This window comes from Bradyrhizobium sp., assembly GCF_027307225.1.
In the GTDB taxonomy this organism is placed as follows: Bacteria; Pseudomonadota; Alphaproteobacteria; order Rhizobiales; family Xanthobacteraceae; genus Bradyrhizobium.
In genome coordinates this window covers 1-11,979 of record NZ_DAHUXJ010000111.1, presented here as the reverse complement: position 1 = coordinate 11,979, position 11,979 = coordinate 1, and the positions used below count along the sequence as shown (strand labels likewise).

At 61.8% G+C, this 11,979-nt stretch carries 12 protein-coding genes; 4 read left to right on the top strand and 8 right to left on the bottom strand.

Annotated features, from left to right (window positions below):
• Window positions 1-76 precede the first annotated feature (76 nt).
• From M6D32_RS19610 to M6D32_RS19600, 3 genes are read left to right on the top strand one after another with little or no spacing between them, the layout of a single operon-like run.
• Window positions 77-490 carry a DUF3830 family protein gene (locus M6D32_RS19610; RefSeq protein ID WP_298259257.1) on the top strand — a complete coding sequence of 138 codons (414 nt, stop codon included), beginning with the start codon at window positions 77-79 and terminating at the stop codon, window positions 488-490.
• 1 nt (window position 491) lies between these two features.
• Window positions 492-1,427: an allantoinase PuuE gene (gene puuE / locus M6D32_RS19605; RefSeq protein ID WP_298259255.1), complete on the top strand. Its 936-nt coding sequence runs from the start codon at window positions 492-494 to the stop codon at window positions 1,425-1,427.
• A gap of 4 nt (window positions 1,428-1,431) precedes the next feature.
• Window positions 1,432-2,694, top strand: a complete 1,263-nt coding sequence (locus tag M6D32_RS19600; RefSeq protein ID WP_298259253.1) for an allantoate amidohydrolase — start codon at window positions 1,432-1,434, stop codon at window positions 2,692-2,694.
• A gap of 57 nt (window positions 2,695-2,751) precedes the next feature.
• Here M6D32_RS19600 and M6D32_RS19595 read toward each other — a convergent pair whose 3' ends face one another.
• Window positions 2,752-3,735 (bottom strand): tripartite tricarboxylate transporter substrate binding protein, encoded by a 984-nt coding sequence (locus tag M6D32_RS19595; RefSeq protein ID WP_298259251.1) that lies wholly within the window; start codon window positions 3,733-3,735, stop codon window positions 2,752-2,754.
• Window positions 3,736-3,868: 133 nt separating this feature from the next.
• Between M6D32_RS19595 and M6D32_RS19590 the strand changes: the two genes are divergently transcribed.
• Window positions 3,869-5,206 (top strand): MmgE/PrpD family protein, encoded by a 1,338-nt coding sequence (locus M6D32_RS19590; RefSeq protein WP_298259249.1) that lies wholly within the window; start codon window positions 3,869-3,871, stop codon window positions 5,204-5,206.
• On the opposite strand, the gene soxA is transcribed toward M6D32_RS19590, so the two are convergent.
• From soxA to M6D32_RS19555, 7 genes are all read right to left on the bottom strand, one after another.
• The gene (soxA, locus tag M6D32_RS19585) at window positions 5,203-5,994 is read right to left on the bottom strand and encodes a sulfur oxidation c-type cytochrome SoxA (RefSeq protein ID WP_298259248.1); all 792 of its coding nucleotides are present in this window, start codon (window positions 5,992-5,994) and stop codon (window positions 5,203-5,205) included. The two genes, M6D32_RS19590 and soxA, sit on opposite strands and share 4 nt — an antisense overlap.
• Window positions 5,991-6,311: a thiosulfate oxidation carrier complex protein SoxZ gene (soxZ, locus tag M6D32_RS19580; protein ID WP_298259245.1), complete on the bottom strand. Its 321-nt coding sequence runs from the start codon at window positions 6,309-6,311 to the stop codon at window positions 5,991-5,993. The genes soxA and soxZ overlap by 4 nt, the downstream gene beginning before the upstream one ends.
• Window positions 6,311-6,793 (bottom strand): SoxY-related AACIE arm protein, encoded by a 483-nt coding sequence (locus M6D32_RS19575; RefSeq protein WP_298259244.1) that lies wholly within the window; start codon window positions 6,791-6,793, stop codon window positions 6,311-6,313. Before M6D32_RS19575 ends, soxZ begins: the two co-directional genes overlap by 1 nt.
• A 10-nt stretch (window positions 6,794-6,803) precedes the next feature.
• The gene (soxX, locus tag M6D32_RS19570) at window positions 6,804-7,211 is read right to left on the bottom strand and encodes a sulfur oxidation c-type cytochrome SoxX (protein WP_298259263.1); all 408 of its coding nucleotides are present in this window, start codon (window positions 7,209-7,211) and stop codon (window positions 6,804-6,806) included.
• A gap of 43 nt (window positions 7,212-7,254) precedes the next feature.
• A complete protein-coding gene (locus M6D32_RS19565) occupies window positions 7,255-8,544 on the bottom strand; it encodes an NAD(P)/FAD-dependent oxidoreductase (protein WP_298259261.1) in 1,290 nt (429 codons plus the stop codon).
• A 220-nt stretch (window positions 8,545-8,764) separates the two neighbouring features.
• Window positions 8,765-10,954, bottom strand: coding sequence for a molybdopterin cofactor-binding domain-containing protein (locus M6D32_RS19560; RefSeq protein ID WP_298259259.1), 2,190 nt, complete (start codon window positions 10,952-10,954; stop codon window positions 8,765-8,767).
• Window positions 10,955-10,974: 20 nt separating this feature from the next.
• On the bottom strand, window positions 10,975-11,424 hold the full coding sequence (locus M6D32_RS19555) for a (2Fe-2S)-binding protein (RefSeq protein ID WP_298259242.1): 450 nt from the start codon (window positions 11,422-11,424) through the stop codon (window positions 10,975-10,977).
• Between the last annotated feature and the right edge of the window lie 555 nt (window positions 11,425-11,979).

Below are 11,979 nucleotides of genomic sequence, written 5' to 3'. Positions count from 1 at the left end.
TTGTCGGCTTGGAATGTTCCTTGCTCCCGATTGATTCCGTCAAGTCCTCCTTCGTCACCATCGCGGATATGCTTGAATGAGCCACCTCATCGTCCACGCCGGCGATTTCACGTTCCAGGCCCGCTTCGAGGAGCAACTGGCGCCCAAGACCTGCGCGGCCTTTCGCAAGGCGATGCCGTTCGAGAGCCAGGCCATCCATGTGCGCTGGAGCGGCGAGGCGGTCTGGATGCCGCTCGGCGATCTCGATTTTGGCGTCGGCTATGAGAACCACACCAGCTATCCGGCCCCGGGTCAGATGATCCTCTATCCCGGCGGTATCAGTGAGACCGAGATACTGCTGGCTTATGGCGGCGTGCATTTCGCGAGCAAGATGGGCCAGCTTGCCGGCAATCACTTCATCACCCTGACGTCGGGTCTTGAGAACCTGTACACGCTCGGCAGGAACGTACTCTATAAAGGCGCGCAAAAGGTCCGCATCGAGGAAGCGTAAAATGGCCGAGCGCGGATATCCCAGGGATCTCCGTGGCTACGGCCGTCATCCGCCGCACCCGCACTGGCCGGGCGATGCGCGTATCGCCGTACAGTTCGTGGTGAATTTCGAGGAAGGCGGCGAGAACAACATCCTGCACGGCGACCGGGCGTCAGAGGCGTTCCTCACCGACGTGCTTGGCGCGCAGCCTTGGCCGGGACAGCGCCATGCCAACATCGAGTCGATGTTCGAATATGGCTCGCGCGCCGGTTTCTGGCGGCTGTGGCGGATCTTCACCGCGCGCCAAGTGTCGGCCACGGTGTTCGGCGTCGCCACAGCGCTCAAGCGAAACCCGGAAGTGGTCGCCGCCATGAAAGAGGCGGGCTGGGACATCGCCAGTCACAGCCTGAAATGGATTGAACACAAGGATATGTCGGATGCCGAGGAGCGGCTGGAGATTGTGGAAGCCATCCGCGTCCACACCGAGGCGACCGGCGAGCGTCCGCTTGGCTGGTACACCGGCCGTTCCTCGATCAATACGGTCAAGCTCGTGATGGAAGCCGGCGGATTTCTTTATTCCTGCGACTCCTATGCCGACGACCTGCCATACTGGATCAACGGGCGAGCCGGACCGCATTTGGTCATTCCCTATACCCTTGATGTCAACGACATGCGTTTCGTCAATGCGCAGGGGTTTGGCAACGGCGATCAGTTCTTTTCCTATCTGAAGGACTCCTTCGATGTGCTTTATGCTGAAGGAGAAAGTTCTCCAAAGATGATGTCGGTGGGCCTGCATTGCCGGCTCGTCGGCCGTCCCGGCCGAGCGGCCGCGCTGATGCGCTTTCTCGACTACATCGCAAGCCACGAACGGGTGTGGGTTCCGACCCGCCTGCAGATTGCCCGGCACTGGTACGCCAACCTCTCTCATCTAGCGATTGATGCGCCGCAGGTCAGTTAGCAACATGAGCGAGATAGACGCAGGAATGGCCAGAAAGACATCGCAGCTTGGCGATGAGATCGTTGCCCGCATCCATCAGCTGGCTGCGATTTCGGAGACGCCGGACAACCTGACGCGCATCTTTCTGACGCCGGAACTTCGTGCGGCGGCCGAATTGATCATGAGCTGGATGGTCGAGGCCGGCATGAGCGCCCGCCTCGATGGCATCGGGAATGTCTGCGGCCGTTACGAGGGCGAGCGGCCGGGCTTGCCGTGCCTGATGCTGGGCTCGCACTACGACACGGTGCGCGACGCCGGCAAGTGGGACGGCCCGCTCGGGTTGATCACGGCGATCTCCTGCGTTGCCGACCTCAATAGACGCGGCCGTCGTTTGCCGTTTGCGGTCGAAGTCACCGGGTTTGCGGACGAGGAGGGGGTGCGATTTGCCTCGACGCTGCTCGGCAGCCGCACGGTTGCCGGTACCTTCGATGGGGCCGTGCTCGAGACAAAGGATGCCGCCGGCATTTCGATGCGCGAGGCGCTTCTCAAGTTCGGTCTCGATCCCGATCGTATCGCCGCCTCGGCAAGAGCCCGTGGCGATCTCCTCGCCTACATCGAATTGCACATCGAGCAGGGACCGGTGCTCGAAGCGAAGAACCTGGCTGTGGGCGTGGTGAGCGCCATCGCAGGCGCCACGCGTTTTACGGCAAAGCTCACCGGCATGGCAGGTCATGCCGGAACGGTGCCGATGGCGCTGCGGCGCGACGCGCTCGCCGGTGCCGCCGAATGCATCTCATCGATCGAGCAATTATGCCTTCAGGACGTCGGCGGACTGGTCGGGACCGTCGGCCATGTCCAAGCCGCGCCCGGTGCGACCAACGTGATCCCGGGCCACGCGCGCTTCACGATCGACATGCGCGCGCCGACGGATGAGCGCCGCAACCGCTCGGTAGCCGAGATGGTGCGGCGGCTCGAAGCCGTCGCCAAGCGCCGGGATCTGGAATTGCAGCTCGACATGACGCACCAGAACCGCACCGTGCCCTGCGCGCCCTGGCTGAAGGCGCAGCTGGCGGACGCGGTGGCGGCGGAAGGCTATCCGGTCTTTGAGCTGCCGAGCGGCGCCGGTCACGACGGCATGGCGATGGTCGACGTCGCCGATGTTGCGATGCTGTTCGTGCGCTGCCGTGGCGGCATCAGCCACCATCCCGACGAGCACGTCGAACCTTCCGACGCCGATGCCGGGGGGCGGGTTCTGCTGCGCGTGATCGAAAACTTTCGGCCGCGCTGAGGCGTGAGGCGCTTTCGGCTGCATCGCTCCAGCGAACGCTCATGGAATGAGACGCCGCTATTTCACTTCTATCTTTGCTTGCTCGGCCACGCCCTTCCAGAGCGCGAGATCCTGCGTGATATAGCTCGCAAATTCCTGCGGCGAACTGCCGACGACCTGAATGGCCTGGCTCTCGAGCAGGGATTTGGTTTCGGGATTCTTCAGCGCCTGCACGATCTCGGCATTGAGCTTGGCGAGGATCGCTGGCGGCGTCTTGGCGGGCGCGAGGATACCGTGCCAGCCGACCGCGTCGAAGCCGGGATAGCCGCTCTCGGCGATCGTCGGGACATCGGGCGCGATCGGCGAGCGCTCCTTGCTCGTCACCGCGAGCGCGACCAGTGTGCCCGATTTCACCAGCTGAAGCGCCGAGATCGGATCGGAGAACACCACCTGCACCTGGCCGGCGACGAGATCGGCGACCGCAAGTGCCGTGCCGCGATAGGGGATATGGGTCATCTTGATCCCGGCTTTCAGGTCGAACAACTCGGTCAGCAGATGGTTGGAGGCGCCGACGCCGGTCGTGCCGAAATTCAGCGCGCCTGGCCTGCTCTTCGCAAGCGCCACGAACTCCTGCAGGGTTTTGACGCCGAGCGAACGGTTCACGACCATGATGTAGGGGTAGGTGCTGGTCAGCGAGATCGGCGCAAAATCCTTCACCGGGTCGTAGGGCAGATTCTTGTAAACCGCCGGGTTGATGGAGATCGGCCCGGATTGCCCAAGCAAGAGTGTATAGCCGTCCGGGTCGGCGTTCTTGACCACTTCCGTGCCGACGATCGCAGCGCTGCCGCCGCGATTTTCCACCACGATGGTCTGGCCGGTCATCTTGCCAATCTGCCTGGCGATCACCCGCGCCGTCGCATCAGCTGAGCCGCCGGCGGAATAAGGCACAATCAGACGAATGGGATGCGATGGATAGTCGTCCGCTTGTGCCGCACCTCCGATCAGAGCTGCGGCGATGACGGCAAGCGATGCAAGCGAAAAATACGTCGAACGAATGGACATGGCCCCCGGCAGTTCTTGTTGAGCGCTTGTCCTGACAACATAGGGCAAAATTTCATGGCCGGTCCATCGTCCGTTGGTTGCGCTTTTTTGTCACCCTGCGATGCTCCGCGCGATCAACAACTGGGAAACGAATATGCCCGGCGTCACCGAGAGCTTGGCCCATCATGTTGCTGCGATGCGATGGGACGATATCCCGTCGCCAGTTGCGCATCAGGCCAAACGATCCCTGATCAATTTCTTTGCGGTGACGCTGGCCGGCTGCCGTTCCCGGCCGATCGAAATCACGCTGCGATCGCTTCTGGAGTTCTCGGGCGGCCGGCAGGTGGGCCTGATCGGGCGGGGCGAGCGGATCGACGCGCTGAGCGCCGCCTTTCTCAATGCGGCCGGCGCCAATGTCGACGACTTCTGCGATACCCACACGGCGACCGTCATTCATCCGACCGCGCCGGTCGCTGGTGCGCTGTTCTCCTATGGCGGACTGCGGCCGGTCGCTGGCCGCGATCTTTTGCTTGCCTTCATCCTCGGCAATGAGGTGCAGGCCCGGATCGGCCTTGCGATCTCGCCTAGCCATTACAACCGCGGTTGGCACATCACGTCGACCTGCGGGGTGTTTGGCGCGGCGGCGGCGATCGGCAAGCTTCTGGGGCTTGGCGAGCGTCAACTGGTGTGGGCGCTCGGAATTGCCGCCACGCAATCGGCCGGCCTCTGCGAATGTCTGGGAACGCCGGCGAAAAGCGTGAGCGTCGGCAACGCCGCGCGCAACGGTCTGTGGTCGGCCTTGCTCTCCGAAAAAGGATATGACGGGCCGGCCGAGCCGCTCGCCGGCGTGCAGGGCTTCTATCATGCGCTTGTCGAGCAAGCAGACCTGTCCCGCATCACTGACCGCTGGGGTGAAAGCTGGGAAATCATGGCGACGTCCTACAAGCCCTATCCGTGCGGCTTTGTGATTCATCCCGTGCTCGATTGCGTACTGGATTGGCGGCGCGAGCATCGCCCAGTCGAGGTGACGCGCGTGGTGGTGCGCGGAAATCCGCTGCTCAGCGTGCGTGCCGACCGCCCCGACGTTTCAACGGGTCGCGAGGCGCAGGTGAGTGTACAGCATGCTGTTGCCGCGGCCCTCGTCAAGCGACAGGCGGGGCTCGAAGAGTTTACCGATGCCTGTGTGCAGGACCCCGAGGTATCGGCGCTGCGGAGCAAGGTCGAGGTTCTGCGCGACGAACGATTTTCAACCGTCGCGGCATCGGTCGAAATCACCACGGCGGATGGACAGACTTTCAAGCTTGAGCAATCGGCAGCGCGCGGCAGCGATGCCAATCCGCTTTCCGATCGCGATCTCGAAGAAAAATTACGTACCGCCGCGGCCGTGTGGGATCCGCACTATGATGCAGCGCCCCTCATCGAAGCGATCTGGGGCATCGAGACGAGTGCGGATGTTTCGAAGCTGGTGTCGCTGACGGTACCACGAATCTAAGGCCGCACGGCCGGCGTCTCGAGCGGCATGCCGCGCGCGCGCGACATCAAATAAAGCTCGAGCTCGACCAGTTCAGGCGCGCCATAATCGTAATTCTGGGCCCGCACGCCTGTGATGCAGTTGCGCAGCCGCCGTTGCAGCGATCCCAGCGATTGCCAGTCCAGCCGGTAAATCGGGTAGCCGTTCGGCATGCCCTGGGTGACGGCAGAGCTGGCGAGGTGCTTGTCCCAATTGTCATCGTGACAATTGGTGCAGGCGAGGTTGAGCTGCCCCTGCCGGTGCATGAAGAGATCGCGGCCCTTCGCAACGAAGGGTTGGAGTTCGGGTGTCGGGTCGGGCGTGATCGGCATGCCGCGCGACTGCTCTGCAACATAGGTAGTCAAGGCGAGCAGATCGTGCTTTTCATAGGGAAGCGGATCGGCTTGCTGGTGCCGCGCGCGGCAGAGATTGATGCGCTGTTCGAGATTGACGGGACCACCCAACACCTTGTCATAGGACGGATAGCGCGCCGCCACGCCTTTCATGCTGACCTTCGCATCGTGGTGGCAATCGGCGCAAGATTTGTCCGCCGAGCCACCCTTGCGATTCCATAGCGCCTCGCCTTCGATCACCCCCAACATGCCGGGATTGGTTGTGTCATCATCCTGCATCGCCTTGGTATCGGGGCTCATGAACGTGTAGCCGGATCGGCGCTCGGATGCGGGGATTTCGGTTGCGATCAGAGGACGAAGAACGATGCCGGCCGCGATCAGCAGCGAGCTCAGGACTATTGCCGCTACGACCTTCATTCGACGGTGATGCTGGCCGACGCGGTTTGCGAAAAGCCGTTGTCGCCGATCCATTCGAAGTCGAATTTTCCGCTTTTGGTCGCGGTCGTGAAAAACGACAGGAAAGGGTTGGCCGCGGTCGCGGGGAAGAAATCAGCGTGGAATATCTCGTCGCCTTCGAAGCGGCAGGTGAAGCTTGTGATGATGTCGCGCGGAATCACTTCGCCCCTGGGAGTATGGCGATAGCCCGTTTCCATCACATGCGACGTCAGCGTCTTGATTTCGATGATGTCGCCGTTCCTGGCTTTCTTGGGCACGTTGATCAAGGCGGCGGTCATCAGATCACATCCTCGGTGCAGGCAGCCAGCGTCACCACGACGTCGGCGGTGGTCGACCAGAACGAGCCGTCGGAAAGCTTCGCGATCGCGGTGATCTTCTGGCTGTCGGCGAGCCGCACGCGGGTGGAAACCTGGGCGCGGCCGGCGCTCGGCTTGAGGTAAAAGTTGCCGAGATTGGGTTGCGGATTCTTTTCGTTGAAAACGTGAATGCTTTTGACGTAGTCGTTCGCCGTCATCGGACTTGCGACGCTCACCGTCATCGGCACGCTGTTGCCGTTCTCCACCAGCGGCGGAATGTCGAGCTTGACCTTGCCCGGCTTTACATTGGCGCCGCCCGTTACGGTGCGGATCGCGGTTGCCATCATTTCTGGCGTGGCTCTAGCGGGGCGCACGCTGATGGCAACCGGCAGCGCGCCGATCGCGGCCGTGCCGCCGGCAAGGGCGAGAAATCGGCGGCGTGTAGGGACTGGTTGTCTTCGCATCTCGGTTTTCCTAGTCGCGCAGCGTCGCCAGATACGCCACGATATCTTCAATCTGTCTGGCCGACAGGATCGGCTTGCCGCTCCAGGCCTTCGCCACACGATCGAGACCGTCGACCCGGTAATAAGACGGCATGATCGTCCCGGGGTTGAGGCGGGAAGCGTCGACCAGCCGTAGCCGTAGTTGTCCAACCGACCAGCGGTTGCCGACGCCCGAAAGGTTGGGCGCGAGGTCGCCTTGGAACTTGTCCTCCGGGAAAGGTCCGCTGTGGCAAAGAATACATGTGTTCGCCCGATCCACGACAAGCTTGCGGCCACGCGCCGCATCGCCCGCCTCGCCGGTCAGCGATTCCACAATGGCATCGCCCGTCACGGAATAGGACTTTAGTTCCTCTCCGCCGGCCAGGCGCGGCAACGCCAGTAGCGCGAGGGCAAAACAACCTCCGACAACAGGAATGGCTGATCTAGCCAAAGGTTTCCCCCGTAATCGTCTTGAACCAGGTTTGCGCCTGGTCCGCTTCGCGCTTGCGGACCTCGTCGGAACCGTCCCCGTTGATCGGGCTCGTGAAGCCGGAGCCGACGATCTCGGCAAAAAGATCGTCGCGCGCATGATAGCTGGCCGCCATAAAAAACGCGTAGCCGGGGGCCACGGTGTTGTAGCAGATGCCTTCGAGCGTCGGGCCTTCGGGGACCCTTCCAGCAATCAGGCTCGCCACGACAGTCGCGCAGGCGTTGCCTTCCGCATGGGCCGCGGATGCCGATTTCGGAACGCTGCCGCCGATCACCGCGTCGCCAATGACATGAATGTTGGGCACGAGCGTCGAGGCAAATGTCATCGGATCGATCGAACACCAGCCGGTGTGGTCGGCAGCGCCGGCGAGCTTCGCGATGTTACCCGCTTTCTGCGGCGGGATCACATTGGCGACTTGCACGTCGTAATTGCCGAACTCCGAGATCAGCGTGTTGGTCGCAGGCTCGACCGAAACGACGCGGCCGCCTTGCGACAGCGGGATGCGCTCCAATATGGACGGGTAGAATACCTTCCAGGCATGCTCGAACAGCAGTTGTTGCGGAATGGTATCCTTGGCATCAAGGATGAGAACCTTGGAGCGCGGCTTTTTCGTCTTGAGATAATGTGCGATCAGGCTGGCTCGCTCGTACGGCGCAGGCGGGCACCGATAGGGAGTTGCCGGAACAGCGATCGCGACCACGCCGCCGTCTTCCATCGCCTCGAGTTGACGCCGCAGCAGCATGGTCTGCGAACCGGCTTTCCAGGCATGAGGCATTTTTTCAGTTGCCGCTTCGTCATAGCCAGGCAATGCATCGAAGCGCATATCAATGCCGGGCGCCAGCACAAGCCGGTCGTAACGAAGCGACGTTCCGTCGGCGAGGCCAACCGTCCGTGCCTGTGGGTCGACCTTTGTGGCGGCTTGCGCGATGACGGTGACGCCTTCGGCCGCGATCTTGTCGTAGGTGAATTGCTGTGCGCCGATGTCGCGCAGGCCGGCAATCACTTCGTTGCTGAAAGGGCAGGCGGTGAAGATACGATTCGGTTCAACGAGCGTGACGTGCAAGCGGGGATCGATCTTCCGCAAGGCGCGCGCGCAACTCGCGCCGCCAAAGCCGCCGCCGATGACCACGACGCGCGCGGCCGATTGTGCAAAAGCCGGACACGGAAAGACGAACGACGCCGCTGCCGCCGCGAAGCCGCGTACGACATGTCTGCGCGTCGCCTTCGGCCGCAGCGGGTCCATCCACACGATCCTAGAAAGCCAGCGGCGGTACTGGTGCGGTGGATTTGACATTCGCTTCAGTCCCGCTGCGAGTTCTCATAGCGAATGCCAAATCCAAAACCGCACCAGAAGCTTATATTTTGCTGGTGTCCCTTTGGTTCTGACATTCGTAAACGCTGTCGCAGCAACAAGATACGAATGTCAGAACCGGGACACCAGTGAAAGACCGCCGCTTCAGACTTTAGGCGAAGGTGATGTTCAGATCCCGCAGCGGGACCGAGCGGATTCGTTTTCCGGTCGCTGCGAAATACGCGTTCAACACCGCGGGCGCCGCCACGCAGATCGTCGGTTCGCCGACACCGCCCCAGGTCCCGCTGCCGCTCGGCATGATGACGGATTCCACTTTCGGCATCGCGGCGATCCGCATCGAATTGTAGGTGTCGAAGTTCGCCTGTTCGATGCGGCCGTCCTTGACGGTGCACCCGCCGTAGAACAGGCCCGAAAGCCCGTAGACGAACGAACCGGCGACCTGGCGGTCGATCTGGGCCGGATTGACGGCGTAGCCCGGATCGGTGGCGCCAACGATGCGATGAATCTTGATCTTGTTGCCGTCGCTGACCGAGACTTCGGCCGCACCTGCGACATAACTGCCGAAGCCCATGAAGTGGGCCAGGCCGCGGTAGACGCCTTTAGGTGCAGGTTTGTCCCAGCCGATTTTTTCCGCGACTGCATTGAGCACTGCAAGATGCTTCGCGTTCTTGGACATCAGCTTGCGGCGGAACTCGAGCGGGTCCTGCCCAACCGCATGCGCGAGCTCGTCCATGAAGCATTCGACATAGATCGCGTTGTGGTTGACGTTCACGCCGCGCCAGAAGCCCGGAGGAACGGGGGGATTGCGCATCGAGTGCTCGATCAGAAGATTGGGCACCGTATATCCGAACGCTGTTTCGCCGCTCGGGTTGAGGCCCTGGAAGGTGACCGGGTCCTTGCCGTTGACGAGGGCCGCGGGCCGCAGGCTGAACAGGATCGATTGCCCCGATATCCGCATATGAAATGCGGTGAGGTTGTTGTTGGCATCGAAGCCCGCGGTCAGCTTGCAGTGAGTGACCGGGTGATACGCGCCGTGCTGCATGTCTTCTTCGCGCGACCACAGCAGCTTGATTGGCGTGCCCGGCATCTGCTTGGCGATGGCGACCGCCTGACGCACATAGTCGGTATTGCCCTTGCGGCCGAAGCCGCCACCGAGCATCTGCTTGTAGACGTCGCACTTCGCGGCAGGTAACCCCGAGACTTCTACCGCCGCAGCGAAAGCAGCCTCGCCGTTCTGAGTGCCACACCAGACCTCGCATTTATCGGGAGTATAGAGAGCCGTTGCGTTGAGCGGCTCCATCGTCGCGTGATTCTGGTAGGGATAGGAGTAGACCGCCTCGACCTTCTTGGCGGCGCCGGCGAGCGCGGACTTCACGTCGCCGTTTTCATTGCCGATAAAGGTCGGCTGCGAGGGGTCGAAACCTTCGTCAAGCCATTTGGCGATCGACGCGCTCGAGACCTTCGCGTTGGGACCTTCATCCCAGACGATCGGCATGGCGTCGAGTGCCGTCTTGGCGTGCCACCAGGTATCGGCGACCACGGCAATCGCGTGGTCGTCGACCTTCACCACCTTCTTCACGCCCTTCATGTTGGCAATTTTGGCTTCGTCGTAGCTCTTCAGCGTGCCGCCGAACACCGGACATTGCTTGATCGCGGCGTTGAGCATTCCCGGCAGCTTGACGTCGATGCCGTAGATCATCTTGCCGTTGGTCTTGTCGGCGGTATCGAGGCGCTTGACGCCCTTGCCGATCAGCTTCCAGTCCTTCGGATCCTTCAGCTTGATGTCGGTCGGGGGATCGAGCTTTGCGGCCGCTTCCGAAACCTTGCCGAACGTCGATGTCCGGCCTGACGGCGTGTGGGTGATGACGCTGTTCGCCGCCGTGCATTCGGAGGCCGGTACCTTCCATTCGTTCGCAGCCGCCTGGATCAGCATGATCCGCGCTGACGCGCCGCCCTTTCGGACATAATCCTGCGAGGCGCGGATGCCGCGGCTGCCGCCGGTGGAGAAGTCGCGCCAGACGCGCTTACGGGCGACGTTCTGGCCGGGGGTGGGATATTCGGTGGTGACCTTCGACCAGTCGCATTCCAGTTCTTCGGCGACGAGCTGGGCAAGACCGGTGAGCGATCCCTGGCCCATTTCCGAACGGGCAATACGAATCACGACGGTGTCGTCGGGCCGGATCACGACCCAGGCGTCCACTTCGGGCGAGCCGTCCGCGGCACGCGCGACGGTCGGACCGCCAAAGGGAAGGTCAAGACCAAGCGCGAGGCCGGAGCCGAGAGCGGCGCTGCCGACGACAAACGCGCGGCGGTTGAGTCTTGGAGCATCAAGTGTTGGCATATGATTCATGATGAGCTCCCTCAGGCGTTCGCGGCAGCGTGGATCGCTTCGCGCACCTGCTGGAAGGTGCCGCAGCGGCAGATATTGGTGATGGCATCGTCGATGTCCTGGTCGGTCGGCTTCGGCTTCTCCTTCAGAAGCGCAGCCACCGCCATGATCATGCCGCTCTGGCAATAACCGCATTGAGGGACGTCATTGTTGATCCAGGCCTGCTGCACCTTGTGCAGGGCGCCGTTATCAGCCAGTCCTTCAATCGTGGTGATCTGCTTGCCGGCGGCGTCGCTGACGGTGACGCCGCAGGAGCGCATCGCGACGCCATCGATATGGACGGTGCAGGCCCCGCATTGTGCGATGCCGCAACCATATTTGGTGCCGGTCAGGCCGACGTTCTCGCGGATGACCCACAGAAGCGGGGTATCCGGCTCGACGTCGACGTCCGTAGATTTTCCGTTAATTGTGAGGTTTGCCATCGCGAATCCCCTGTTGGGTCCAATCCTCCGATTGAACACCGGGCGAATTTGGCCCGGAAAGTGTGGCAGTTCAAATCAATAATCTGCGTCAAGCTAATGGAATAATGGACTGGCAGCTCTGTTGTTTTGCGCGACCGTCTCGGTTCGAGCCCGCCATTCTCGCGACTGAGCCATGCCGAGAAAGGGCCGTTCTTCGAAGGCTGCCTTCTCGATCGCGTTGACCGCGCTCTGGCCTTGGCGGTTCGTTCGATGTCGGCTACCCATGCCATGGGCGCAGGCAGCGCACTGAACCGGTTGGTTCAAAATCGACATTTCCGTCGATTGCAATTGGCCTGCCCCTAGTACCGTCGATCTGAAGTCCCTGCACCGCAAGCGGCGAATTCGATCAGGGACTTCAGATCGATAAAGCGGTACTAGTGCGGTGAATTTGAAGTTCCTATCAGTTTCGCGGTAACCTCGTCATAGGAACTTCAAATTCTAAACCGCACTAGAATCATATAATTGGCTAGTGCTCCTTTGATTCCGAAGTTCGTAAACGTGGAGCCGCAATATGAT